This is a genomic window from Bartonella sp. AP7XZML (assembly GCF_042195745.1).
GTDB lineage: Bacteria > Pseudomonadota > Alphaproteobacteria > Rhizobiales > Rhizobiaceae > Bartonella.
This window is the reverse complement of sequence record NZ_JBHIOT010000082.1, coordinates 98,135-122,956: the sequence shown is the minus strand read 5'-3', so window position 1 is coordinate 122,956 and position 24,822 is coordinate 98,135. Positions and strand designations below refer to the sequence as shown.

Here is a 24,822-nt window from a genome sequence, read left to right as displayed (position 1 = left end):
AAATGGCGGGGGCTAGTCCTGATGGGTTTGTTAGTGATGACGGTTTAGTTGAAGTCAAATGCCCACAATCCCCAAATCATCTACGTTTTTTTATAGATGACCATATAAAGCCTGAATATCGTACGCAAATGCAATTCCAAATGGCTTGTACGGGACGAAAATGGTGTGATTTTATCAGTTATGACCCACGTTTTACGAGGCAATCAACATACCTGCGCATGAAAATCAAACGCATTCACCGTGATGAAGAACACATTGAACAGATTAATCAAGCGGTCGAAGCTTTTTTAGCAGAAATAGAACAAGAGATGCAAAAGATTTTGACAAAAGCCGCTTGACGTTATGGGGGTGCTCTCCTCCCAGCACCCCCACCCATTTAAGTAATAAGTAATATAAAAATAGAAAGATAATGAGATGATATTTGATGATGGCGATAGATATGTAACAACCCGTGAATGTGCACAGCTTTTTAGTGTATCAACCACAACGATTCGCAATTGGGTGCTTCAAGGGGAGTTTCCGCAACCCTATAAGCTAGGAAGAGCCGTAAGATGGAGAAAGAAAGAGATCTTAGCATTTACTCCAAAGAAAAATACGGAGCAAATAAGAACAAATTAGGTAAAATTATATAAACTGTAGAAGGTGGTCTAANCCAAAGAAAAATACGGAGCAAATAAGAACAAATTAGGTAAAATTATATAAACTGTAGAAGGTGGTCTAAAAGGTGGTCTGAAAATAGCTATTTAAAGAAAAAATCTATATATTTCAATATATTTAAGAAATAAAATGGTGCCCCCAGAGAGACTCGAACTCCCGACCCCCTGATTACAAATCAGGTGCTCTACCAACTGAGCTATAAGGGCGTAACCATGTAGGAGGTAGCACAAACTAACAAAAAGGAAAACAGAAAATTATTAAATTTTATACATATTAAAAGAAAACTATATAAAAAATAACCAATTTATTTCCTTTTTTCCACTTTTTACAGCAAGGTTGGAACTATCCTTATGTTGATATCTTATAGAATCTTTTATAAGAATGCACCGTTTTGCTATCGAATTACGAATCTGAAGACTTTGATTGATGAGCAAGGTAATTTTCTAGCCAGTGAATATTATAATTACCATCAGCAACATCTTGATTATTAATAAGATCGCGAAAAAGAGGCAGTGTAGTTTTTATCCCATCGACGACAAATTCATCTAAAGCACGCCGTAAACGCATCATACATTCTAAACGGGTACGTCCATGAACAATCAGCTTTCCAATCATGCTATCATAGTAAGGAGGAATACGGTAACCTGAATAAGCGCCTGAATCAACACGAATCCCTAAACCTCCAGGTGTATGAAAATGTGTAATGGTTCCAGGTGATGGCGTAAAGTTAATAGGATCTTCTGCATTAATACGGCATTCAATGGCATGACCAGAAAAACAGACTTCATCTTGTGTCACTGAAAGTTTACAGCCTGATGCAATATGGATTTGTTCGTGGACTAAATCTATACCTGTAATTGCTTCAGTTACAGGATGCTCGACTTGTAAACGTGTATTCATTTCAATAAAATAAAATCTGCCATTTTCATAAAGAAATTCAATAGTACCAGCTCCACGATATCCAAGTTGGGCACAGGCATTTGCAACAATACTTCCAATTTTTTTCCGTTCAGTTTCATTAAGTGCAGGTGACGTAGCTTCTTCCCATACTTTTTGATGCCGTCGTTGAAGTGAACAATCGCGTTCTCCTAAATGAATAGCATTTCCCTTACCATCACCTATGACTTGAATTTCAATATGACGGGGTTTTTCTAAATATTTTTCTATGTAAACAGCGTCATCACCAAAAGCAGCTTTCGCTTCTGAACGCGTTGTTTTGAGAGCTATAGAAAATTCTTGTTCAGAATGAACGACTTTCATACCACGTCCACCACCACCGGCAGAAGCTTTTATAATAACTGGATAACCAATTTCACGAGCAGTGCGTAAAGCATCTGATTCTTCAGTGACGGCTCCATCTGAACCTGGAACTACAGGAATACCAAGTTTTTTGGCGGTTTTCTTTGCTTCGATTTTATCGCCCATGATTCGGATATGAGTAGCTGTTGGACCGATGAATGTAATATCATGGGCTTCTAGAACATCTGCAAATTTTGCATTTTCCGAAAGAAAGCCATAACCTGGATGAACAGCATCTGCTCCTGTAATTTCACAAGCAGCAATAATTTGCTGAATACTCAAATAAGAATCACGAGCGGGAGGAGGGCCAATACAAACACTTTCGTCAGCAAGACGAACATGCATTGCATCTGCATCAGCGGTAGAGTGAACAGCCACGGTTTTTATGCCAAGTTCTTTACATGCACGTAAAACACGAAGAGCAATTTCTCCTCGATTAGCAATGAGGATTTTTCGAATCATGGTTGCCCCTCGCTTTATTCAACAATAATAAGTGGTTCACCAAATTCAACAGGTTGACCATCTTTGACAAGAACAGTGGTTACCGTACCTGAGCGCGGTGATGAAATTTGATTCATTGTTTTCATGGCTTCAATAATAAGTAATGTCTCCCCTTCAGAAACATTTTGTCCTACTTCTACAAAAGATTGTGCGCCTGGTGAGGGTGCAAGATAGGCTGTTCCAACCATTGGAGAGGTTATTGTGTTTTTTGATTTATCTTCTTGGATAGATTGTATAGGAGATTCAGCTGTTGGAACTGGAGAAGATGTTACAGAAAAAGTAGGAGTAGAAACAGGAGCATAGATTGCTTGCTCAGAAGAAATTAAGGTATTTTGGCGTGAGACACAAATACGAAGCTCCCCTTGTTCAACTTCAATGTTCGTTAAATTTGTATCATTCAAAATTTCAGCAAGATCACGAATAATTTTCGTATCAATTGCGGTTTTTGCCGAATCCATTTTTTTTGTTGTCATTTTATTTCTAACTCCTTGATCAATGAAGATCGTCATTATCTCATTTTATGACCGAATATCTCTAGATTAGGGATGACATCTTTTGAGGCTTTAAAGATTTTTATTTCCTTTAAATTATTATACTTTGCAATTTAAAACTCGTATCTGCTTTACGCAAAATTGCACTTATAAGCCTGTTGTCAAAAAAGAGAAAGCATAAAATTACCTCATTTACAGTATTCTTTCTAAAATGGATCAGGAATTCACTGTGTATTGTCTATCGCTTGTTTTAGAATATCTTGTTTGGCTGCGCCAATGAATATTTTATTACCAATGATGTAAGAAGGTGTTCCCGTAATATGAAGTGTAGAGGCAATTTGAATATTTTCTTTAAAAGCGTTTTGCAGAGTGGGATCTTTTATTGCATTACGTAGTTTTTTTTCATCTGCTCCTAATGAAACAGCTACTTTAATAGCTTTAGCTTCATTTGCACGACCCTGATACATTAAAAGCGTTTTGTGAAACTGAGGATATTTCTCTGGAAATTGTTTTCGAAATGCGTAGGCAACAGTATGGGCTGCCATAGAATCAGAGCTTAAAATTGGTAAATCCTTGATAATAACCTTTAAATCTGGATATTCTTTTATCAAGTCTTCTATATTTGAATAGGAAATTTTACAATATCCACAGTTGTAATCAAAAAAATTGACAAGCACTCTTTTACCATTTGGGTTTCCCAAAACAGCGTCATGAGGAGAATGAAAAATTTCTTTTTCTAATAAATGAATGACAGAAGTTTGTTTTTGGTTTTCGTATTCATTCTGTTTTTCCAGCTTATCTTGAAGAATAAGCTGCATTTCAATCATAATTTCTGGATGAGTAAGAAGGTACTCTCTGACAATTTGTTGAATATGATGAGAATCAGTATGTGGTATCATTTTTTCTTTAAGCTTAGATAAAAAGCTAGAATCTTCCAAAAGTTGTGTTTTAAGCTTTTCTAAGCTTAAATTATTTGCTGTTTTTGAGTGTGATGTTGCGTTTGATAAAGAAGGTAAAAAGGTTAAAATACTCAACATAACTAAAATTTTTGAAAGAAGTGTTATTTTCGAGTTTTGAGAGTGATAATTCATTTGTATACCTTCACATTTTTTAGGGTGTCATTGAGTGAACTATATGAAAAGCGCTATCTATGTGCAATGAAGCATTTAGTTATAGTGTATCTTTAAGAATGAGAAAAAACATCAATTTTTCTCTAAAAAGATTTCATATGATGAACCTTGGCTTGGCAAGGATTATGTTTTGTAAAAGATAAAAAAATTCTCTTTAATTTGTCAAATGTTGTTTTGATGTATAAGGGTATCAAAAGCTTTTTGTGCGTGTTTATTTTAGGAAAAAGTACGTTGATAATACAATGAAGAACATTTGTATTATTTTTTTCTGTTGCTTTATTGAGTACTGAGAAACAAAATTAAATAATGAAAAGTGAAATTATGAAAACCACAACACATTATGATCTGTTTATCATTGGAGGAGGGATAAACGGCTGTGGATTGGCAAGAGATGCAGCAGGACGCGGATTTAAAGTGGGATTGGCTGAAATGAACGATCTTGCATCTGGGACCTCAAGTGCGTCAACAAAGCTTATTCATGGTGGGCTTCGTTATCTTGAACACTATGAGTTCAAACTTGTTCGTGAAGCATTGAAAGAACGCGAGATTATTTTACGTATGGCTCCACATATTGTGCGTCCTTTGCGTTTTCTCCTTCCTTATCATAAAGAATTGCGCCCTGCTTGGATGTTGCGTTTTGGACTTTTTATTTATGATTATTTAGGGAATTGGAATCAGAAATTGTGGCGCAGTAAAACGATTAATTTTTCACAAAAATTTTGCTCTACACTGAAGAAAGAATATCAGAGAGGTTTTGAATATTCTGATGCAAGAGTAGATGATGCGCGTTTAGTTATTGGCAATGCTCGTGATGCAGAAAAGTGGGGAGCTGATATAAAAGTACGAACAGAAGTTCTCTCTTTAAAAAAAGAAGACAATAAATGGCGTATATTTCTTCAAGACAAGTTAAGTAGCAAAGAATATAGTGTCACAGCTTCTTATATCGCGAATATGACAGGACCTTGGATTGATCATGTTTTGGCAAGCATATTAGATTGTAAAGAACATCCACCAGTACGGCTTGTTAGAGGTTCTCATATTTTGGTTCCCAAGCTTTATACTCATGATCGTGCTTATATTTTTCAAAATGGTGATGGGCGTATTATATTTGCTATTCCGTATCAAGAAGAGTTTACCTTGCTTGGAACAACAGATTGTAATTATCAAGGAGATCCGGCTGACGTTCATATTACTGATACAGAAATTGATTATATTTGTGCAGCAGCCAGTGAATATTTCATACAACCAGTGTTGCCTGAAACGATTGTCTGGTCTTACTCTGGAGTTCGTCCACTCTATGATGATGGAGCTTCAAAAGCACAAGAAATTACGCGCGATTATGTTTTTAAAGAAATGGGAACAGGAACGACACCAAAGATACTTAATCTTTATGGTGGAAAGATTACAACTTATCGTAAGTTGGCTGAAGATGCGATGAAATTTGTTGAAAAAGAGCTTGGTAAAAAGGGAGCATCATGGACGGCTAAGGCAGTACTTCCAGGGGGTGATTTTCCCTATAACAAATTAGATACAATCGAAAATAGGATTGCTCTTTTAATGCCAGATTTAGATGCTTTTACACATCGCAGGCTTGCACGCTCCTACGGTACGGAAGCATTGGTGATCTTTGCACATGGTAAGGCAAATAAAGGAAAAAATTTCGGACATGGGCTTTATGAAGTAGAAGTAAAATGGTTGATGGAAAAAGAATGGGCTAAAGTATGTGAAGATGTGTTATGGCGTCGTTCAAAACTGGGGCTCCTATTTAATGAACAAGAGGTTGATACTCTTTCTTCCTATATGCAAAGCCAACAAGAGATTGAACAACGTTTATGATCATTTCATTTTACAAATTGTATCTGCAATATTGTAAAATATTTTCCTTCGAGAGATACTGATATTAGTTATAGATATTAAAAAGGCAATGGTTGTCTGTACCCTGATTTTAGTTTTTTTTTGCAAGAATCACAAAATGGCAAAATTAGATAGAATATTTAAGATGAAATTTGTCTATCTTATAAAGTGAAATCTAAGAATATTACCAAAAAGAACTCATTGATAAAAAATGATTTATAATTAGATTCGTGTGAAATAAGGATTTTTGTTCTTTCTTTAGGAGAAGATAAAGATACTTTCTATAGCGTTTATTTGCACAATGAGTTAAAAAATCTAAAGAAAATTAAATCGAGCATGAAAAATTGTATAATGTGTTAGTTTAGCATTTATTATCTTAAACGCTGTACTAAATCATGTAAGGGAAGAGGCTTGAAGAGCGTAAGAAGAACTTATAAATGAGTTTTTTATATTATAGTAAAAATCTTCTTTTTTCATGTTTATATACCTGAACACTAATCTATGAGAAATGCGATATTGTGTTTTGGCATGATTGATTGTAGTAAACCTTGATATCAATTGAAAATAATGAGCTGTTATTATACTCATGATAGTATAAGAGAATAAAATTTTCCGTAAACTAAAAGTAAGTATTTTTTTATGTATAAAGAGAGAGCTATAAGGACATGAGAGTAATACCCTCATGATATTTTACAATCTTCCATCGCCTATAAAATTTGCAGTAGCACCAATGTTGGACTGGACAGACCGACATTGCAGGTTTTTTTATCGTCTTTTAACGAAAAAAGCTCTCCTTTATACGGAAATGATGGTAGCAGATGCTGTCATTCATGGTGTTCGCGAACAATTGTTGGCTTTTAGCGACAAAGAACGTCCAGTTGCATTACAATTAGGGGGGGTAGATCCGAAAAAGTTAGCAGAAGCTGCACGAATTGCTGAGGATTTTGGCTACAACGAAATAAATCTCAATGTTGGTTGCCCATCAAATCGTGTTCAAGCAGGGGTCTTTGGAGCTTGTTTGATGCTACATCCAGACATTGTGGCAAATGCCGTAGAAGCAATGAAACGAGAGGTTACTATACCTGTAACTGTCAAATGTCGGATTGGAGTGGACGAACAAGATGAAGAGTTAGCGTTAGATCTTTTGGCTAATCAGGTTTGGAATGCTGGATGTGATGCGCTCTGGATACATGCACGCAAGGCATGGCTACAAGGATTGAGTCCGAAAGAAAATCGCAATATTCCGCCCCTTAATTATGAAAGGGTTTACAAATTAAAACGTCTATATTCTCATAAATTCATTGGGATAAATGGTGGAATTAAATCGATTGATGAGATCAAAGAACACTTAACTTTCTGTGATGCTGTCATGGTTGGTCGCCAAGTTTATCATGATCCAACTTTGTTAAAACATATTGATTTTGAACTCTATGGTGAGTCGCAGAATAGTCTAAGTGAGAGTGATCTTATTGAGGTTATGTGTGATTATGCGGCTCGACATATTGCATCGGGGGGGCGGCTTTCTCATGTGACGCGTCACATGATTGGTTTATTTCATGGGCGGGGTGGGGCACGTCGATGGCGGCAAATACTATCAAATGATGCGACAAAACCAAACGCAGATATATGTACTTTAAAAGAAGCTTTTTATGCTCTCATTTAATAACAGTCAGACAATTAACATATATTAAAGTTGAGATCCTTTGCGTTTTGATTTCTTTGCGATAATTTTGATCCCTTTAATTTTATAAGTTTTTGAAAGTTTATAACTTTTATTATGAATAAGAATGTTAGAATTTATATATTAAACGGCATGCTGATTATGCCTATTTAATAAAAAATAGTTTAAGGGTATCACTGTAAAGGTAGTCATAAGATATTAATAACATTTTGAATCTTGCACGTTTGTTATTGGGGTAGAAAATAGAATATAGAAATTATTACCTTCATAGTATTTAACATTTTTAAAGCACTGTTAAAAAAACAATAAATTATTTATATCCTGTATATATGACGTGATTTTCATAAACATTGTAGATTTTAAAAGGTATCCTTATGATCGCTAGTCCATTTGATGATTTTCGTGCTTTGCTTACAAATTTACCTGTTGCTGATGAGTTTTCTATAATTTTGGCAAAAAAACGGCAAAAAAACTTAACAAAAGAGCAAGGAACATTGGGAAAACTAGGAGATATTGCTGTTTGGTATGCGGGGTGGAGGGGTACAGAAAAACCTATCGTAACGCGACCTTTGGTTGCTATTTTTTCTGGAAACCATGGTATTGTAGAGGAGAATATTACACCATTTCCACAATCTATGACACAAAAAATGGTAGAAAATTTTGCATCTGGTGGAGCTGCTATCAATCAAATTTGTATTGCTTATGATCTTGGATTAAAAATTTTTGATTTAGCATTGGAATATCCAACAATGAATATTACGAAGGATGCCGCAATGGATGAGCGGAGTGCGGCTGCTACAATGGCATTTGGAATGGAATCCATTGCGGGTGGGACAGATCTTTTATGTATTGGAGAAATGGGAATTGGAAACACAACAATAGCTTCAGCTTTATGCTTAGCATTGTTTGGAGGGGAAGTGGAAGAATGGACAGGAAATGGTATGGAATCAGAAGATGATTTTTATCAGCGTAAAATTGCAGCGGTTAAGACAGCCATTTCTTTGCATAAGGATTATTTTAATGATCCTTTTGAGATAATGCGTCGCTTAGGAGGACGTGAGATTGCTGCTATGGTTGGTGCTATTTTAGCAGCAAGAATAGAAAAAATACCCGTTATTTTAGATGGTTTTGTGGCAACAGCAGCTGCAGCGGTTCTTTATAAAATGCATCCAAAAGCTCTTGATCATACCCTTGTTGGACATGTTTCTTCTGAGACAGCTCATCGTAAACTTTTAAAAAAAATTGGCAAAGAACCACTTCTAGATTTAGGGATGCGTCTTGGTGAAGGGACAGGAGCAGCTATGGCAGCTGGTATTGTCAAAGCTGCTGTTTTAACACATGCACAAATGGTGGTTTTTTAACAAGAAAGTTTGAATGCCTAAAAGATCATAAGACGGATATAAAAAATCTTAAGAGCTTTGTTCATGCGTCTTGTCGTGTAATTTAATATAATTAAGTGGAAGTTCTGTTGTATATTTAATCTGTTCCATTGCGAAAGAAGAAGAGACATCACGGATGTCAATTTTAGAAATTAATTTTTTATAAAAAAGATCATAAGCTTCAATGTTGGGCACAACAACACGCAATAAATAGTCAATATCTCCACTCATTCGATAAAATTCAATGACTTCACGGAATTCTTGCACAATTTTTGAAAAACGCTTAAACCATTCATGACTATGTGTATTTGTGCGAATAGACACAAAAACAGTGACGTGTGCGTTTACTTTTTCTGGAGAAAGAACAGCAACACGACGCTGAATGACGCCATCTTCTTCAAGTTTTTGAATTCTACGCCAGCAAGGAGTGGTCGAAAGCCCCACTTTTTTAGCAATATCAGCAACAGAAAGTGTCGCATTTTCTTGCAAAAGATGTAAAATTTTTCGGTCAAGACGATCCATATTTTTTCTCAATATTTTAATTTATAAAAATTTACGCACTAAACGACGCAGATATACAATAAGCTCATCGTTAAACCATGGGTTTTTCTGTAACCAAGAAGTATTTCGCCATGACGGATGAGGCAAAGGCATAACATTATAGCCTCGAGGTTGAGGAATGGAAAGAATATTTCTCCAATCACCAACAGTTGCAGAAACGGTTTTATGTTTTAATTCTGTAATGTGCCACTTTTGCGCATAACTGCCAATAGCAAGAACAAGCTTTATTTGAGGCATTGCCTGAAATATCTTTTCATGCCATATTTCTCGACATTCCCGTCTTGGTGGTAAATCAGCTTTATTTTTGTCATAACCTGGAAAACAAAATCCCATAGGAACAATAGCAAAAAGAGATTTATTATAAAATTCTTCTTTCGTGACACCCAGCCAATTACGCAATTTTTCGCCAGAGCGATCATTAAAAGGGATAGAAGTTTCATGGACACGCAACCCTGGTGCTTGGCCTGCAATTGCAATCGAAGCAGTATCGGATAAATAAACGACAGGGTTTGGTTCATGAGGAAGAGGAGGAAAATAATGGGGTTGTTGGACGCAAACACGACAGGAATAGATCTCTTTTTCAAGTTTGATAATTGGGCTACATTGTTTCATTAGTAAATAAAATTAAAAAATATTTTTTTTATTCTGTGCGAGGATTTGCTTTGCGCCATTCTTTTGGTCGTTGAAAACTTGATGCCCATATTCCTTTCTTTTTCTTTCTAGCTTCTTGCTCTTCTTTGGGGTATTCATAATAATTTACAGCCCAACCATTATGTACAAGTGTTGCGTTGATATTGCTAACTTGTTTTGTTTTACATGTTGCAAGAATACGGCGATATTTATCTGTTTTTTTCCAGTGACATGTAACAGTTTGATTTTTTAATAGTTTTTCTAAATATTTTTTTGCCTCAAGCCCACAAGGGTAGCGCGCTTCCTTTTTTCCACAAAATTGGTGGAGTTCAGGAGCATCAATTCCAGCTAGTCGAATCTTAATTGAAGAAATCATAATGGTATCGCCATCAATGATTAATGCATTTCCTTCAACAGAGTTTTGAGAAGAAAATTTTTCTTTTTGAGGCAACCGCTGAGTTTTCTTAAAATAAGTTGACATAATGATAAGAATGCTAGCAGCGACAAAAATACTGAAACCGATTACTTTTAGATTAAAGCTTCTTAGATTAAAATGAGAAAAAGATTTTTTCATGAAATAAAGAAACTGCTAACATTACTACAACTCTATTTTAGTATTGTTTATAATCCACCCGAGAAACTTTATTCATATGACGAAACAATGTCTCGTTTTAATGACAAAATTTTCGTTAGATATCACAATAATCAAATACTCATGCAGAATATATGTAAGCAACTTAAATAATAATTCAACTTATCCAAATCCGTACAAAAACAAATTTTAAAGTAAACTTTTTAAACTTAAGGAAATAAAAAACAGCCCTCAAAAAATAACTTTGAAGAGCAATACTCCCACATTTCTTTTGGAGTATAAAATCTATCAATTCAATGATAATTTTATTTATTTAATTTTTGTTTCTTTAAATTCAACGTGCTTTTTTACAACTGGATCATATTTACGCTTGCTCATTTTATCTGTCATTGTACGGCTGTTTTTCTTTGTTACATAGAAAAAACCAGTATCTGCAGTTGATAAAAGCTTGATCTTAATGGTTGCTGCTTTAGCCATAATGTAAATACCCTATTTATACTGAAAAAATATTATTTCTGTCAAAATTTATTTCCGACATCATCAGATTTTCCGGCAACACTACGGATGTTCTCAAAAAAGTCAAGAGCTGATTAATTTTCTCATAAGTTGGACAAACACCAACATGACATATAAACCGAAAAAAACAGCCATGGCTATTGAAAAACCAAAGGGTTTAAAGATATCCATGGATTTTCCGATAAAGGTCGGTCCGATGAGCATACCAATTCCATAACAAAAAATAAAAGCAGAATTAGCAGCAGCAAGTTCTTGCCCCTTGAGACGGGCTCCTAAATGTGCAAGACTAATTGTATAAAGGCTCGCTGATACACCACCCAGAAAAAACAAATCAAGCATCAGAATCCATGGATATTGAAGAATCCATGGTACTATAAAAGTTCCTATAAAACCTAGAATAGCGCAACTCATCAGTGGGTAGCGTCGATCTTTGGCGTAGTCGCTTATAATGCTGATAGGAATTAAGAGGAAAATATTCCCAAGTGCAAGGGTTGCCATAAAATGTGCTGCTTCATTCTCATTATAACCAATGGATAAACTAAAGGGTATTATAAGAGTTAATACGCCCATTTGAACGGCCCCGTAAACAAGGACCGCCATCATTGCACTTGGAACGTGAAAAAGATAACGAAAAAATGGCATATATTGATTTTTTTGAAATTCTGGACTTAATTTCCAAGCGGTAAGAATTGGTATAGTAGCAAGCATAATAAGGCTATATCCAACAGCAAAAGGAATAAATCCTTGTGTTCCCACTTTTGCTAGCAGCGTTAGACCTATTATAAACCCTAATCCTAAGACAATAGCATAAATAGAAAGGATCAAACCGCGTTTTTTGGGGGGAGCATAACTGTTGATCCAAAACTCTGATAGGATAAACATAACTGTCATGCTGAAATGTAATATAAACTTTAAAATAAACCAAACCCATATGGGATCAAAAAAATAGAATCCTAAAAAACTTAAAGATCCTATCGCCATCATAAGCAATATTGTTTGAGCGATTCCTAAGCATAAGGCGATTCGAGACGTAAAAATAGCTGCAATAATTGTGGCGATTCCACCAACTGTTCCACTATAGCCGATTGTACTGTTGGAAAGTCCTTTCTCTGCCATAAGAAGAGAAACAAGTTGTGTTCCCATTGCCAATGCTGTTCCAACAGTGCCAATGGTTGCAATAGCGGCAATAATTGCACGCAAAGAATTATTTTGAGAGTCAAAAGGTTTTTTTTTCATGAGAATGGCTTAAGGTACTCTTGTTTATTTAAACAATGAAAAGATGAGCTGAAATGAAAGGGAGCCAAAACTACCCTTTGCAGTTTCTCTCATTTCCTAAGTATAAAAAACTGCAAGATTTTTATATGGTTATTATAGACTTAACAATAAAATTTATCCTCTTGTATACTAAAGAAAGAAGATTGTACATATAAAATAATATAAATATTATATAATATAAGCCATTTCTTAAATTGAATTTATTATTCATATTATATTTAATGGAGGGCAAGAAGCTTAATTTTTTCTTTTCCCATAAAAAGTATACTTTTGTTTTTTTAATTTGTTTTTATGGTAGGATGTCGGTGAAAATTTTATTGGACGAGGTTTTGTTAACAGTTCAAAGCATAAAGCGCCAGCAAAAGGTTGTACCGTTATAAGTTTTACTTCTACAACATCACTGAGCTGATAGCCTTTATGGCTACGCTGTCCTACAAGAACATGTTGTGCTTCATCAAAATGATAATAATCATTTTTAAGTGTAGAAATATGGACAAAACCATCTGTATTGAGTTTATCAAGTGAGATAAAAAGACCTGCTTTTGTAACTCCGGAAATGCGACCTGTAAAAATACGACCGATTTTATTCGTTAAATAGTGAGCAACAAGCCGATCAATCGTTTCTCTTTCAGCCATCATTGCACGGCGTTCGTATAAAGAAACTTGCGTAGCAATTTCTGCAAGATTTTGTTCTTGTGTATCTGTTAATTGATCATTTCCTAATTTGAGAGCTTTAATGAGTGCTCGATGAATAATGAGATCAGCATAACGACGGATTGGTGATGTAAAATGTGTATAGTTCTGCAAATTTAAACCAAAATGGCCACTATTTTTAGGGTTGTACTCTGCTTGTGATTGTGAACGCAAAATAACTTGATTGACTAGTTCTTGTTGTTGAGTATGAGCGACCTTTTCTAAAATTCTATTAAGGCGCGCTGAGGTAAGTTCGCTTCCGCGGGAGAGTGGTATCCCCAAACTTTGAAGAAAGCTCCGAAGTATTTCTTGCTTAGCAAGAGAAGGTTTTTCATGAATACGATAAATGAGCGGCTGGTGATGTTGTTTTAATGTTTCAGAAGCTGCAATATTAGCTTGTATCATAAACTCTTCAATTAAACGATGCGCTTCTAATTGTGTTTCACTCACAACATCTTTTATGCAACCATTTTGATCAAGAATAATCTTTTTTTCTGCAATTTCTAATTCTAGTGGTTGGCGACGATTTCGCGCAGCTTTAAGGCATGCATAGGCTTCCCATAAGGGGTGCAAAATGCTCTCAAAAAGAGGGGTTATTTTTTCATTTATATTACCTTCAATTGCCAATTGTACTTCTTGATAAGAAAGTTTGGCTCTTACACGAATCATAGTACGATGAAAACTATGTTTTCGTTTATTACCGTTTGCATCAAAAATCATACGAACGGCTAAAGCTGGTCTTTCTTTTCCTTCACGCAGAGAACATAAATCATGAGAAAGGCGTTCAGGTAACATTGGCACAACGGTATCGGGAAAATAAACAGAATTTCCACGTTTCAATGCTTCTTTATCTAAAGCGCTTCCTGTTTTGATATAATAAGAAACATCTGCAATGGCTACAATAATAATCCAACCATCATTATTTGCTGGATCCTTATCCTTGGTTGCATAAACTGCATCATCATGGTCTTTTGCATCTGGTGGATCAATTGTAATAAAGGGCAATTGTCGCCAATCTTCACGATTATCCATATTGGCAGCTTTGATATGTTTGGCTTGCTCAAGAACACTTTCAGGAAAAATATAAGGAATTCCTTTCGAAAGAAGCGCTATCATTGAGAGTGTTTTCTCACTCTTAATGTGCCCTAAAACATTCTTTATTTTTGCGCTCTTTAATCCGTAACCAGTATTTTTTTTTATTTCGACTTCAACGAGATCACCAATTTGAATCTTCATTTCTGGAGACATTTCAACAATGAGTTCATTGGTTTTGCGGTCTATAGGATCAAGGCGCCATTGATTATTTTCCAATTTTCGTACAATAGCAAATGCGCTTTTGGGAGATACATCAATTTTACGAATAATTCGTCCCGTATAAGGATAGCTTGAGCTTTCAGAATTTTTATTTCGAAAAACTTTTACAAGAATATGATCTCCAACACCAATATTACTTCTTGTTATGTGATGAAAAGAGTGTATTTCAATATTGGGCTTTGGAGAATCTTCCCATTCAAGAGGTTGTGCAATAAAACTTCCATCTTTATCACGTCCGCTAATTTTTACTAAAGAAACAGGGGGTAATTTTCCTTTGTTTATTGCTCTTTTGTGGTGTTCAGATATGAGATTTTGATCCTTTAACTCACGTAACATATCTCTAAGCCAGATACGAGAATCGCCTTTTAAGTTAAAAGCTTTAGCGATTTCTCGTTTACTTGAGTGGTTAGGATTCTCAATTATAAAGGAAAGGATTGCTTCCTTATTGGGAAAAGTTTTCCCCTTGAATGAAGAGAGATATTTTATGTTTTTTTCACCTTTAGCCAAAATTTATGTCTCTTTTATTTTTGCTTTTGTTTTAGAAGAAGCTCTTTTTGAAGTTGTTTTTTTACTCGATGCTTTAGCCGATATAAGTTCTAGTGCCTCTGGAAGTGTTACACTAATGGGATCTTTATCTTTTGGCAATGTTGCATTAATTTTACCCCAATTGACATAAGGACCATAACGCCCGTTGCGCACGGTAATGGTTCCTCCTTCGGGATGCTCTCCTAATGTTGCCAATGCTTCAGGTGTTGTTCTGCTTTGCCTGGTTTTGTTTTCTTGTTGTTCTGCTAATACTGTAACAGCACGATTGATACCAATATCAAAAACTTCATCTGCATGAAGAAGGCGCGCAGATTTTCCGTTATGGCTAAGATAGGGACCATATCGTCCAATCGTAGCCGTGATTGTTTTTCCAGTTTCAGGATGAATGCCAATTTCACGGGGAAGGGATAGTAAAGCCAAGGCTTTATCAAGGGTTACATTTTCTGCCTGCCATTCTTTTGGTAATCCTGCACGCTTAACTTCTTTGCTTTCACCAAGTTGAATATAGGGACCAAACCGGCCATTACGAAGAGAGATCTCTTTTCCTGTTTCAGGGTCAATACCAAGTATAACAGGTTCATCATTGCGTACAGCTTCATTCTCTTCTCCAGTATCTGTACCAAGTTGGCGTGTGTATTTACATTCGGGATAATTGGAACAGCCAACAAAAGCACCATAACGCCCAAGTTTTAATGATAATTGACCATTTTTACAAAGAGGACAGGAACGTACATCACTTCCATCTTCGCGTTCAGGAAAGGCGAGAGGTGCTAATGTTACATTTAAAGCATCAAGAACATTGGTTATACGGAGTTCTTGGATATTGATAATAGATGCATTAAATCCATCCCAAAAATCTCGCAATACGTCTTTCCAAGAAAGTTTGCCATCAGAGATAAGATCCAGCTTTTCTTCAAGATCTGCTGTGAAACCATATTCTACATAGCGATTAAAAAAATTTTCAAGAAAGGCTGTAACAATACGTCCTTTGGCATCGGGAATAAGCTTTCGTTTATCAATGACAATATATCCACGGTCACACAATGTCGCCAATGTGGATGCATAAGTTGAAGGACGACCAATTCCTAACTCCTCAAGCTTTTTAATTAATGAAGCTTCAGAATAACGAGCAGGGGGCTCTGTGGTATGTTGTACAGATTCAACTTTTTCTTTTGTAAGTGCTTCACCAGTGTTTATTTGTGGTAAACGTGTTGTTTCATTTTCTTCATTATTTTCTTCGTCTCGTTGATCCGTGTAGACGGAAATAAAGCCATCAAAGCGAACAACAGATCCTGTTGCCCGTAGATTTGCACAGTTTTCTCCTGTCTGTGCTTCAATTTCAACAGTTGTACGTTCAATTTCAGCAGAGCGCATTTGGCTGGCAATAGCACGCTTCCATATCAGCTCATAGAGCTTTGCTTGATCGCTATCGAGAAAATTACGGACTTGACTAGGATTGCGTTGAAAATCTGTTGGACGGATCGCTTCGTGTGCTTCCTGTGCATTTTTTGCCTTTGTTGAATAAAAACGTGGTTTTTCAGGAATATAGTCTTTTCCGAAAGTTTCATGAATAACTTTTCGTGCTGAATCAATAGCCTCTGGTGCTATCTGCACACCATCGGTACGCATATAAGTAATAAGCCCTGCCGTTTCACCATTAATTTCAATGCCTTCATAAAGCTTTTGGGCAATTTGCATAGTGCGAGAAGCTGAAAAACCTAGTTTTGAAGAAGCTGCTTGTTGTAGTGTAGAGGTCGTAAATGGAGGAAAAGGATTTCTCTTTGTAGGTTTTGCTTCAACACTGAGTGTATGATATTGCGCTTTCTCCAGCATAAAGCGAATTTGGTCTGCTTGTTCTTGAGATTGAATATCAAGCTTGCCTATTTTTCTTTGATTAAACATTGTCAATCTTGCTTGGAAACTATCATTTCGGATGGTTTTTAACTGTGTTGTAATGGACCAATAATCTTCTTTGATAAAATGTTCTATTTCTGATTCACGATCACAAATAATACGCAAAGCAACCGATTGAACGCGTCCTGCTGAACGCGCACCAGGGAGTTTACGCCATAAAACAGGTGAAAGTGTAAAACCAACGAGATAATCGAGAGCACGACGTGCAAGATAAGCATCGACAAGGGATGTATCAATATCACGTGGATTATTCATAGCATCAAGCACAGACTTTTTGGTGATGGCATTGAAGACAACTCTTTTAATAGGTTTATCTTTTAAAACTTTTTTTTGACGAAGAACATCCAGAATATGCCATGAAATAGCTTCCCCTTCACGATCAGGGTCTGTTGCTAATATAAGGCTATCAGCTTCTTTAACGGCTTTTGCTATTTCATTTAAACGTTTAGCGGCAGCAGAATCTATATCCCATTTCATAGAAAAATCTTGATCCGGTAAAACAGAACCATCTTTTGCAGGCAAATCACGAACATGTCCAAATGATGCGACAACTTTGTATTGAGACCCAAGATATTTATTAATTGTTTTTGCTTTTGCTGGAGATTCAACGATAACGATATTCATAATTTTACCCAAATATTGAAATAAAAATTTTTTTATAAACGCCTTTTACGCGAATAGCTAATGCCAATTGCTTAAGAGCACATAAAAAAAATATTAGCCATATAAAAAACATGAATATTGTACAACTTATGATTGTCATTATTAGAGCACACCCTATATAGAATTACACGATTTATTTTCCACTGTTATTACAAAAACATACGGCGAAATACTAAGATAACGTCTATTGAGAGGTAGGAGGGGAAATGCTCAAGGATAGAGGATTATGTTTATAAATCATTTAAAAGTTATCCAATATATTACAGACATGTCAAAGCAAATGAATCAGATGGCGCGTCAGGCGCACAGTCCGCTTTTAGCATTGCTTTTGGATATGGTTGCCAAAGAAGGGCAAAGCATTATTAATAGTGCTGAGGCTCTTGGGGAAGATCAAGATTCGACAATGACACACAACCACCAGAGTGTCGAATAAGCTTTCCAGCAAGCTCGAGTTCTACCAACAAGAGGTAGAGAGTTGGAAGTGAAATACCTGAGTGGATACTGAGTGTGTCTAAATCGATTGGCGTTGTTGAAAGAGCGGAGAGAACTGCTGCACGTGCTGCATCATCATCTGCTAAAGAGAGATCGCTGTTTTTTTCATCTGCTAAATTAAAATTCTCCTTTTCAAGTTGTAAGGAGGATGGTTCCTCAAAAAAATTGAGTTGCGAATTTGGAAGCGGTGAAATTAATGGCGTAAGTGTTTCTATAATGTCAGAAGGATGTGTGGTGAGTAGAGCACCGTCTTTGATAAGATTGTTTGTACCAACAGATCTTGGATCAAGTGGAGAACCGGGAATGGCAAAAATTAGCCGTCCCATTTCAGCTGCTTGACGTGCGGTAATTAAGGACCCTGAGCGCAGGGCTGCCTCTACAACCAAGAGACCAAGTGATAGAGCTGCAATAATACGGTTTCTTCTTGGAAAATCGATAGCACGCGGCTTCCAAGAAATGGGCATTTCGCTGATAATGGCTCCACCGTTGGCAATAATATCTTCATGCAACTTTTTATTTTCAGGAGGATAGATATGATCAATTCCTCCCGCCATGACTGCAACAGTTCCTGTTTTTAAACTTGCTTGATGCGCAACGCTATCAATTCCACGAGCGAGCCCAGAAATTGTTACAAAGTCTGCTTCTCCGAGAAAACGCGCAAATTGAGCTGTAAGCTTTTTTCCCGCAGCTGAAGCATTTCGAGAACCTATAATTCCAATAGAAGTTTTTTGAAAAATTGAAACATTACCTTTGATAGCAATAAGCGGCAGGGGGGCTTCTGTAACCTTAAGAAAAGCTGGATAATCTGGTTCTCCCATACCAATAAACCGGACACCTAATCTTTCAGCTTCTTGCATTTCTTTTTCTGCATCTTCTAAGCTTGCTATTTTAATAGATACAGAACCACCCCCTTTTCTACTAAGCTCTGGCAGCGCTGCCAGAGCATTTTCTGCTGTTTTATAATGATCAATGAGATTGCGAAAACTAACAGCTCCAATATTTTCACTGCGCAATAACCGTAACCAGCTTAGACGTTGACGATCAGTAAGCAGGATTCCTTTATTTATCTCCGTGTTGCGTACCAATCTTACTTTCTTCCCCAATTAATAATCTACCGATATTTGCAGAATGTTTTATAAACACAAATACGCTCATCACAATCAGCATACAATAGAAATAAGAAGCGGAAAAATAAAAAACAAATATCGGTGTGATCGTAACAGCAATAAGCGCAGATAATGAAGAATAACGCATGAGGAGAAAAATCGCACTCCATACAATAATAAAAATAATTGCTGCAGGCCAATAGATTCCTAAGCAGACTCCTAGATAGGTAGCAACACCTTTGCCACCTTTAAATTTAAGCCATACGGGGAAAAGATGTCCTAAGAAAACAAAAAAGCCTGCTAGAGAAATAAGGATACTATTGTCTAGCGGATCACTAAAAAACTTTATAACGAAAACAACGATAGTTCCTTTCAACATATCACAAAGAAGTGTTAGAGCAGCAAGCTTTTTATTTCCTGTTCGTAAAACATTTGTTGCTCCAATATTGCCGGAACCGATTGTTCTTATATCACCAATTTTGAACAATTTCGTAAAAAGAAGCCCAAATGGAATCGAGCCAATGAGATAAGATATGAGGAAAATAAACCATGGAGTGGATTGAAAAAATATTTCTGCTTCATTCATTAAGAATCTCATTAAATTTGTTGATCAAGTTTAAAAACGTTTTTCCCTTTCACAAAGGTCTGGAGCACGCGTCCTTGAAAACGTGCATTCTCAAAAGGGGTATTTTTTGAACGTGAATAGAGCTTCTCTTTCGAAACAACCCATGGTTCTTCAAGATCAACCACAATAAGGTCTGCATGAGCCCCTTTTTTGAGTGTTCCTGCATTGAGTCCAAAGAGCTTTGCAGGCGCCGTTGACAAAAGTTCCGTTATCCGTAGAAGAGATAGGCTCTCATTATGATAAAGACGTAAGGCTGCGCTCAATAAGGTCTCCATACCAATAGCGCCAATTGCCGCGTCATTAAATGGTAAATGTTTTGTGTCGATACTCTGAGGATCATGAGAAGAGACAATAACATCTATAATCCCATCCTTTATTGCTTCAATCATTGCTACACGGTCTTCTTCTGTACGCAATGGGGGCATTAAGCGAAAAGAAGTGCGATATTGTCCAATGTCATTTTCATTGAAAGATAAATGATTAATAGATACACCCGCTGAAATTTTCTCACTGCGTTTTTTACCTAAACGAAGTGCATCAGCAGAGAGTGCTGTCGATATTTGAGCGGCATGATAGCGTGTTTGCGTTAATGCTGCTAAACGTAGATCTCTTTCAAGTGGGATAACTTCTGCTTCGCGAGGGATGCCAGAAAGACCAAGCCAACTGGCAAGCAGTCCTTCATTCATCACACCTTGCCCTGTAAGATCTTTATCTTGCGTTTCATGCATCAATGGAACATCAAAATCGCGTGCATAAGTCATTGCACGCCGCATAACAGATGAATTTTGAAGTGTTTTTTTTCCTTCACTAAAGGCAACGGCTCCAGCATCTTTGAGCAAACCAAATTCGGTTATTTCTTGTCCGTTGAAACCTTGTGTGATTGAAGCAACGGGATAAATATTGACCAATGACATTTCCTGTGCTGTATGCGTAATAAATTTAACGAGTGCTACATTATCAATAACTGGATGCGTGTTTGGCATCATAAGAAAGGAAGTAATACCACCTGCTGCGGCCGCGTAACTTGCTGATGTAATTGTTTCACAATGTTCATTCCCTAATTCTTCAACAAAAACGCGCGCATCAACAAGTCCAGGGAGAATTGCTTTGTTTTGTGCGTTAATAACTTCTGCTTCTTCAGGGAATCCCTGATTCAGAGCTTCTTTTCCAGCGGCTATAATTCGTCCATTTTCAACAATAACTGTACCAATTTCATCGATTGCGCGCGAAGGATCAATAATACGAGCATTTTGAAAAACAACTGGTTTTATCATTTTTTTTCTCCACTGATCTTTGCGCGTGAATCTAATAGAGCCTCCATGACAGCCATACGCACTGCAATTCCCATTTCTACTTGCGTATGAATCATACTTTGTGGTCCATCTGCTATATCGGATGCAATCTCTACACCACGGTTTATTGGGCCAGGGTGCAGAATAATAGAATCATTTTTGGCATAGGCTAAATTTTCTTTATGTAAGCCAAAATAATGGAAATATTCACGCGTAGAAGGAATAAAAGAGCCTGTCATCCGTTCATGCTGTAAGCGCAACATCATGATAACGTCAGCATTTTTAAGACCTTCTTTCATCGTGTTAAAAACCTCAACACTCATATGAGCGATTTCTGCGGGTAAGAGTGTTGAGGGAGCAACAGCACGAACACGAGCACCCAAAGCATTGAGACACAGGATATTGGAACGGGCAACACGTGAGTGTAAGATATCTCCGCAAATCGCAACAGTTAATCCTTCAATACGACCTTTTGCCCTTTTAATGGTTAGAGCATCTAATAAAGCTTGGGTTGGATGTTCATGAGCACCATCACCTGCATTAATAACACAACAATCAACTTTTTGCGCTAATAAAGCTGCCGCTCCTGCACTGTTATGGCGAAAAACCAGTATATCTGGCTTCATCGCATTGAGAGTTATAGCTGTATCAAGTAATGTTTCTCCTTTTTTTACAGATGAGTTGCCGATCGCAAGACTCATCACGTGTGCACCTAGCCTTTTACCCGCTAATTCAAAAGAAGATTGTGTTCGCGTAGAGGCTTCAAAAAAGAGATTAATTTGAGTCCGTCCATGCAAAGTAGATTTTATTTTATCAATTTTGTTAGAAAGGATAACATTTGCTTCTGCACGATCAAGCAATGTATTAAGATCTTGTACACTCAGATCTTTAATAGCTAAAAGATGTTGATGAGGGAAAAGTGGAAAAAAAATATTTTGCATCATAGCATTCTTCTTTATCTCTCTCTAAACAGGTTAAACAAGCATTTGTTTGAATATGATAAATGTTTCTTAACTCTAAAAAGACAAATAGTCTATGATATGAATGATTTGAATGTAGGAATATACCTATGAGTGCTGTATCTGCGCAAAATACTCGTCGAAAAAATACATTTCTTAGCGATACGCTTATGTTTCGTATTGCTTCTACTTTGCCTAAGTTTTTGTTAGCAAGTTTTGAAGAAATAGGGGATTTTGCCGCGAGTCGAGAAGCATGGAAACTTTCTTGCTTAGCGAATCATTATAAGCCTTTACTATGCTATAATGATGAATGGGGGCAACCAACAGAAAGATTAGAGATCCATTCTTCCTATCAAGCTCTTCAACAATATTCTAGACAAGCAGGTTTGGTTACCTCGCTTTGGGAAAATACGAGCTCAGAAAATGGAGTACGCTATCAAGCGCGTGCGATTCGTTTAGCTTTATCTGCTGGTTTAGAAACAGGACATTTGAATGAAGTTATCATAACGAGTGCAGCTATTGCTGTTTTAATTAGTGATATTGAGCTCTTCAAAAAATGGCAAAATGTACTTTTATCACGCCAATATGATTCCTCATCAAAGCCTATTCATCATAAAAAGGCTGCTTCTCTAACTTGTGCATTTGACGATATTGAAAAATACGCTTTCAATTTTCCAAGTGTTAAGAAAATTTCTTTCGATGAAAGTATGGAACGTGATCTATATCGTTTAAATGTTGTAAAAACCAACGTTATTAATCCTACCGCTGACGGATATCTTGTTAGTGCAGATTTAGATGGTCATTTAAGTTGTTTTTTTATTCCACGCATACAAGAAAATGGCGCATTAAATGGATCTATATCGATTCGTCATTTAATTCAGCGATCTGGAGAACTTTTAACACCAGAGGGGGTTGTCGACTTCCAAGGCAGTTATGGCTGGCTTTTGGGAAATGCTGGAGAAGGGCTTAAAGTTATGAAAGATATCGAGACGATGATGCGTTTCGATCAATCTGTCATATCGGCAGGTGTTTTACGAGCGGCTCTTCAATTTGGTATGGATTTTTTCCGGAAAAAAATGCCCAATCAGCCGTTACCTCCACTGACAGAACGTATTTTTGCAGATATTGCATTAGATATAGCTGCCTCACAAGCATTGGTTTTGCGTTTAGCGAGAGCATTTGACAATGCAGCAAATGACCGTTCTGAAGCAGCTTTTGCCCGCATTATGACACCTATTATTGCTTATCATGTAAGTCAATTGGTTGTGCCTATTATTGGTGAAATTATTGCACAACTTGGTATTGAAAGTTTTATAGAGAATAATCCATTATCACAAATGTTGCATAATGGGCCTGCGCGAATTGTGAGAAATAGTTCTGCTAATCAATTGGTAAAGGATGCCATTCTTATTGCTGAAAAAGCACCGGGATTGTTTCAGAAATTGTTGGAAAAAATTGCTCTTGATATTGGACCAGCGGGACCCCGAGCAATTGAAATTATTAAGTCAGCAGGTGATATGGCATCAGCAAATGAAGGTGCAGGAAGATTTTTTGTTGAACAAGTAGCTTATGCAGCAGCAGCAGCAGCATTACGTTCTACAGACATAGAACATGTTGCGAATGCCTATATGGAAAGCCGCCTTGGGGGACAATGGAGATCTTCTTACGGGATGCTCATTGCACGGTATAATGCAGGGCATTTGCTCAATGTCCTCTATCCTTTCATATGATGAAAGTTTTGAATTCTATTGAGAGCACCTTGCAATATAAAAGCGGCGGCTGCCGAATCAATACGGCTTGCTCTTTTAGCGCGCGATACATTCATTTCTAAAAGAGACCGTTCCGCAGCAATTGTTGATAAACGTTCGTCCCAAAAAACAAATGGAATTTTTGTATAAGCTTTCATATTGCTCACAAAAGCTCTGGTTGCTTGAACACGAGAGCCACTGCTTCCATTCATGTTAAGAGGTAAGCCAATGATAATAACGCCTACATTTTCACGGTCAAAAATTTTAATAAGTGTGTAAGCATCTTCTGTAAATTTTTTTCGCTGTAGTACAGGACGCGGATTTGAGACAGTCAGCCCCATATCAGAAATCGCAATTCCGATAGTTTTTGTCCCTAAATCTAAGCCTGCTATTGTTTGTCTAGGCAAAAGATGTTTTATAACTTCATCTATATTAATAACAGTCATAAAGGTATAATACGTTTTTTAATGTTTCAGATCTATAGTTATATTCTTTATTCATGTTATCTAATATTCTTGCACTTACAAGTGCAGCCTTGTATAGCCAGAATAAAGATCAATAAATAAACAAAAAAGCAGAAAGGCGTAAAGAGTATGTCTGTTGATCAAGAGACAGTCAAGCGGATAGCACATTTAGCAAGGATTGCCCTCCACGATGATGAGATAGAACCTGTGACAAAAAAATTCAATGCTATTTTAGGTTTTGTAGAGCAATTGAATGAAGTTGATGTCAGTGGAGTTGAGCCATTAACATCTGTGATGCCGATGACTCTACGAATGCGTGAAGATAGTGTGACAGATGGCGATAAAGCAGCAGATATTGTAGCCAATGCCCCTGTTACAGAAGAAAATTTTTTTCTTGTCTCAAAAATTGTTGAGTAACTTTTTATATTTTTGAAATTTGA

At 36.6% G+C, this 24,822-nt stretch carries 23 protein-coding genes and 1 tRNA gene; 8 read left to right on the top strand and 16 right to left on the bottom strand.

The annotated features are described in order from the left end of the window. Together ACFILT_RS06705 and ACFILT_RS06700 are read left to right on the top strand one after the other, a co-directional pair. Positions 1 to 338 (top strand): lambda exonuclease family protein (locus ACFILT_RS06705; RefSeq protein WP_375679782.1); only part of this gene is annotated, 338 nt, incomplete at its 5' end. A 76-nt stretch (positions 339 to 414) separates the two neighbouring features. Continuing rightward, complete coding sequence (locus ACFILT_RS06700; RefSeq protein ID WP_375679781.1) at positions 415 to 618, top strand: helix-turn-helix transcriptional regulator; 204 nt, start codon at positions 415 to 417, stop codon at positions 616 to 618. 169 nt (positions 619 to 787) lie between these two features. Here the strand turns inward: ACFILT_RS06700 and ACFILT_RS06695 are convergent. From ACFILT_RS06695 to ACFILT_RS06680, 4 genes are all read right to left on the bottom strand, one after another. Next, positions 788 to 863 (bottom strand) — tRNA-Thr (locus tag ACFILT_RS06695). A gap of 196 nt (positions 864 to 1,059) precedes the next feature. Beyond that, entirely contained in the window at positions 1,060 to 2,418 is a 1,359-nt protein-coding gene (gene accC / locus ACFILT_RS06690; protein WP_375679063.1) for an acetyl-CoA carboxylase biotin carboxylase subunit, read from the bottom strand. A gap of 14 nt (positions 2,419 to 2,432) precedes the next feature. After that, positions 2,433 to 2,930, bottom strand: a complete 498-nt coding sequence (gene accB, locus ACFILT_RS06685) for an acetyl-CoA carboxylase biotin carboxyl carrier protein (protein ID WP_375679064.1) — start codon at positions 2,928 to 2,930, stop codon at positions 2,433 to 2,435. A 242-nt stretch (positions 2,931 to 3,172) separates the two neighbouring features. Further along, the gene (locus ACFILT_RS06680; RefSeq protein WP_375679065.1) at positions 3,173 to 4,039 is read right to left on the bottom strand and encodes a DsbA family protein; all 867 of its coding nucleotides are present in this window, start codon (positions 4,037 to 4,039) and stop codon (positions 3,173 to 3,175) included. Positions 4,040 to 4,384: 345 nt separating this feature from the next. On the opposite strand from ACFILT_RS06680, the gene glpD reads away from it, so the two are divergent. From glpD to cobT, 3 genes are all read left to right on the top strand, one after another. After that, positions 4,385 to 5,914: a glycerol-3-phosphate dehydrogenase gene (gene glpD / locus ACFILT_RS06675; protein ID WP_375679066.1), complete on the top strand. Its 1,530-nt coding sequence runs from the start codon at positions 4,385 to 4,387 to the stop codon at positions 5,912 to 5,914. Positions 5,915 to 6,614: 700 nt separating this feature from the next. Beyond that, entirely contained in the window at positions 6,615 to 7,595 is a 981-nt protein-coding gene (dusA, locus tag ACFILT_RS06670; RefSeq protein WP_375679780.1) for a tRNA dihydrouridine(20/20a) synthase DusA, read from the top strand. Between the two features lie 392 nt (positions 7,596 to 7,987). After that, positions 7,988 to 8,974, top strand: coding sequence for a nicotinate-nucleotide--dimethylbenzimidazole phosphoribosyltransferase (gene cobT, locus ACFILT_RS06665; RefSeq protein ID WP_375679779.1), 987 nt, complete (start codon positions 7,988 to 7,990; stop codon positions 8,972 to 8,974). A gap of 48 nt (positions 8,975 to 9,022) precedes the next feature. Here cobT and ACFILT_RS06660 read toward each other — a convergent pair whose 3' ends face one another. From ACFILT_RS06660 to topA, 7 genes are all read right to left on the bottom strand, one after another. Then, positions 9,023 to 9,514, bottom strand: coding sequence for an Lrp/AsnC family transcriptional regulator (locus ACFILT_RS06660; RefSeq protein ID WP_375608344.1), 492 nt, complete (start codon positions 9,512 to 9,514; stop codon positions 9,023 to 9,025). Positions 9,515 to 9,535: 21 nt separating this feature from the next. Beyond that, entirely contained in the window at positions 9,536 to 10,165 is a 630-nt protein-coding gene (locus ACFILT_RS06655; protein ID WP_375662552.1) for a uracil-DNA glycosylase family protein, read from the bottom strand. A 28-nt stretch (positions 10,166 to 10,193) separates the two neighbouring features. Beyond that, positions 10,194 to 10,757, bottom strand: coding sequence for a thermonuclease family protein (locus tag ACFILT_RS06650; RefSeq protein ID WP_375640808.1), 564 nt, complete (start codon positions 10,755 to 10,757; stop codon positions 10,194 to 10,196). A 327-nt stretch (positions 10,758 to 11,084) separates the two neighbouring features. Next, complete coding sequence (gene rpmG / locus ACFILT_RS06645; protein WP_004864083.1) at positions 11,085 to 11,252, bottom strand: 50S ribosomal protein L33; 168 nt, start codon at positions 11,250 to 11,252, stop codon at positions 11,085 to 11,087. A 102-nt stretch (positions 11,253 to 11,354) separates the two neighbouring features. After that, positions 11,355 to 12,527, bottom strand: a complete 1,173-nt coding sequence (locus ACFILT_RS06640) for an MFS transporter (RefSeq protein WP_375679778.1) — start codon at positions 12,525 to 12,527, stop codon at positions 11,355 to 11,357. Between the two features lie 276 nt (positions 12,528 to 12,803). Continuing rightward, entirely contained in the window at positions 12,804 to 15,080 is a 2,277-nt protein-coding gene (rnr, locus tag ACFILT_RS06635; protein WP_375679069.1) for a ribonuclease R, read from the bottom strand. A 3-nt stretch (positions 15,081 to 15,083) separates the two neighbouring features. Then, positions 15,084 to 17,657: a type I DNA topoisomerase gene (topA, locus tag ACFILT_RS06630; protein WP_375679777.1), complete on the bottom strand. Its 2,574-nt coding sequence runs from the start codon at positions 17,655 to 17,657 to the stop codon at positions 15,084 to 15,086. A 265-nt stretch (positions 17,658 to 17,922) separates the two neighbouring features. Here topA and ACFILT_RS06625 point away from each other — a divergent pair, with 265 nt between their 5' ends. Beyond that, a complete protein-coding gene (locus ACFILT_RS06625; RefSeq protein ID WP_005773510.1) occupies positions 17,923 to 18,129 on the top strand; it encodes a hypothetical protein in 207 nt (68 codons plus the stop codon). Here ACFILT_RS06625 and dprA read toward each other — a convergent pair. The 4 genes from dprA to ACFILT_RS06605 are packed head-to-tail and all read right to left on the bottom strand — an operon-like array spanning position 18,059 to position 22,155. Further along, on the bottom strand, positions 18,059 to 19,291 hold the full coding sequence (gene dprA, locus ACFILT_RS06620; RefSeq protein WP_375679776.1) for a DNA-processing protein DprA: 1,233 nt from the start codon (positions 19,289 to 19,291) through the stop codon (positions 18,059 to 18,061). The two genes, ACFILT_RS06625 and dprA, sit on opposite strands and share 71 nt — an antisense overlap. Beyond that, a complete protein-coding gene (gene plsY, locus ACFILT_RS06615) occupies positions 19,248 to 19,880 on the bottom strand; it encodes a glycerol-3-phosphate 1-O-acyltransferase PlsY (RefSeq protein ID WP_375679775.1) in 633 nt (210 codons plus the stop codon). The genes dprA and plsY overlap by 44 nt, the downstream gene beginning before the upstream one ends. Positions 19,881 to 19,891: 11 nt before the next feature. After that, positions 19,892 to 21,193, bottom strand: coding sequence for a dihydroorotase (locus tag ACFILT_RS06610; RefSeq protein WP_375679774.1), 1,302 nt, complete (start codon positions 21,191 to 21,193; stop codon positions 19,892 to 19,894). Next, positions 21,190 to 22,155 carry an aspartate carbamoyltransferase catalytic subunit gene (locus tag ACFILT_RS06605; protein ID WP_375679772.1) on the bottom strand — a complete coding sequence of 322 codons (966 nt, stop codon included), beginning with the start codon at positions 22,153 to 22,155 and terminating at the stop codon, positions 21,190 to 21,192. Before ACFILT_RS06605 ends, ACFILT_RS06610 begins: the two co-directional genes overlap by 4 nt. Positions 22,156 to 22,280: 125 nt before the next feature. Between ACFILT_RS06605 and ACFILT_RS06600 the strand changes: the two genes are divergently transcribed. Further along, positions 22,281 to 23,900, top strand: coding sequence for an acyl-CoA dehydrogenase family protein (locus tag ACFILT_RS06600; RefSeq protein WP_375679771.1), 1,620 nt, complete (start codon positions 22,281 to 22,283; stop codon positions 23,898 to 23,900). Here ACFILT_RS06600 and ruvX read toward each other — a convergent pair. Further along, positions 23,885 to 24,364 (bottom strand): Holliday junction resolvase RuvX, encoded by a 480-nt coding sequence (gene ruvX, locus ACFILT_RS06595; RefSeq protein ID WP_375679770.1) that lies wholly within the window; start codon positions 24,362 to 24,364, stop codon positions 23,885 to 23,887. The two genes, ACFILT_RS06600 and ruvX, sit on opposite strands and share 16 nt — an antisense overlap. A gap of 147 nt (positions 24,365 to 24,511) precedes the next feature. On the opposite strand from ruvX, the gene gatC reads away from it, so the two are divergent. Continuing rightward, positions 24,512 to 24,799: an Asp-tRNA(Asn)/Glu-tRNA(Gln) amidotransferase subunit GatC gene (gene gatC, locus ACFILT_RS06590; RefSeq protein WP_375606898.1), complete on the top strand. Its 288-nt coding sequence runs from the start codon at positions 24,512 to 24,514 to the stop codon at positions 24,797 to 24,799. Positions 24,800 to 24,822 lie beyond the last annotated feature (23 nt).

Excerpts from the sequence above, each read along its gene's own strand:
- ACFILT_RS06700 (WP_375679781.1), top strand. The coding sequence starts at position 415 with ATGATATTTGATGATGGCGATAGATATGTAACAACCCGTGAATGTGCA.
- accC (WP_375679063.1), bottom strand. The coding sequence starts at position 2,418 with ATGATTCGAAAAATCCTCATTGCTAATCGAGGAGAAATTGCTCTTCGT.
- accB (WP_375679064.1), bottom strand. The coding sequence starts at position 2,930 with ATGACAACAAAAAAAATGGATTCGGCAAAAACCGCAATTGATACGAAA.
- ACFILT_RS06680 (WP_375679065.1), bottom strand. The coding sequence starts at position 4,039 with ATGAATTATCACTCTCAAAACTCGAAAATAACACTTCTTTCAAAAATT.
- glpD (WP_375679066.1), top strand. The coding sequence starts at position 4,385 with ATGAAAAGTGAAATTATGAAAACCACAACACATTATGATCTGTTTATC.
- dusA (WP_375679780.1), top strand. The coding sequence starts at position 6,615 with ATGATATTTTACAATCTTCCATCGCCTATAAAATTTGCAGTAGCACCA.
- cobT (WP_375679779.1), top strand. The coding sequence starts at position 7,988 with ATGATCGCTAGTCCATTTGATGATTTTCGTGCTTTGCTTACAAATTTA.
- ACFILT_RS06660 (WP_375608344.1), bottom strand. The coding sequence starts at position 9,514 with ATGGATCGTCTTGACCGAAAAATTTTACATCTTTTGCAAGAAAATGCG.
- ACFILT_RS06655 (WP_375662552.1), bottom strand. The coding sequence starts at position 10,165 with ATGAAACAATGTAGCCCAATTATCAAACTTGAAAAAGAGATCTATTCC.
- ACFILT_RS06650 (WP_375640808.1), bottom strand. The coding sequence starts at position 10,757 with ATGAAAAAATCTTTTTCTCATTTTAATCTAAGAAGCTTTAATCTAAAA.
- rpmG (WP_004864083.1), bottom strand. The coding sequence starts at position 11,252 with ATGGCTAAAGCAGCAACCATTAAGATCAAGCTTTTATCAACTGCAGAT.
- ACFILT_RS06640 (WP_375679778.1), bottom strand. The coding sequence starts at position 12,527 with ATGAAAAAAAAACCTTTTGACTCTCAAAATAATTCTTTGCGTGCAATT.
- topA (WP_375679777.1), bottom strand. The coding sequence starts at position 17,657 with ATGAATATCGTTATCGTTGAATCTCCAGCAAAAGCAAAAACAATTAAT.
- ACFILT_RS06625 (WP_005773510.1), top strand. The coding sequence starts at position 17,923 with ATGTTTATAAATCATTTAAAAGTTATCCAATATATTACAGACATGTCA.
- plsY (WP_375679775.1), bottom strand. The coding sequence starts at position 19,880 with ATGAATGAAGCAGAAATATTTTTTCAATCCACTCCATGGTTTATTTTC.
- ACFILT_RS06610 (WP_375679774.1), bottom strand. The coding sequence starts at position 21,193 with ATGATAAAACCAGTTGTTTTTCAAAATGCTCGTATTATTGATCCTTCG.
- ACFILT_RS06605 (WP_375679772.1), bottom strand. The coding sequence starts at position 22,155 with ATGATGCAAAATATTTTTTTTCCACTTTTCCCTCATCAACATCTTTTA.
- ACFILT_RS06600 (WP_375679771.1), top strand. The coding sequence starts at position 22,281 with ATGAGTGCTGTATCTGCGCAAAATACTCGTCGAAAAAATACATTTCTT.
- ruvX (WP_375679770.1), bottom strand. The coding sequence starts at position 24,364 with ATGACTGTTATTAATATAGATGAAGTTATAAAACATCTTTTGCCTAGA.
- gatC (WP_375606898.1), top strand. The coding sequence starts at position 24,512 with ATGTCTGTTGATCAAGAGACAGTCAAGCGGATAGCACATTTAGCAAGG.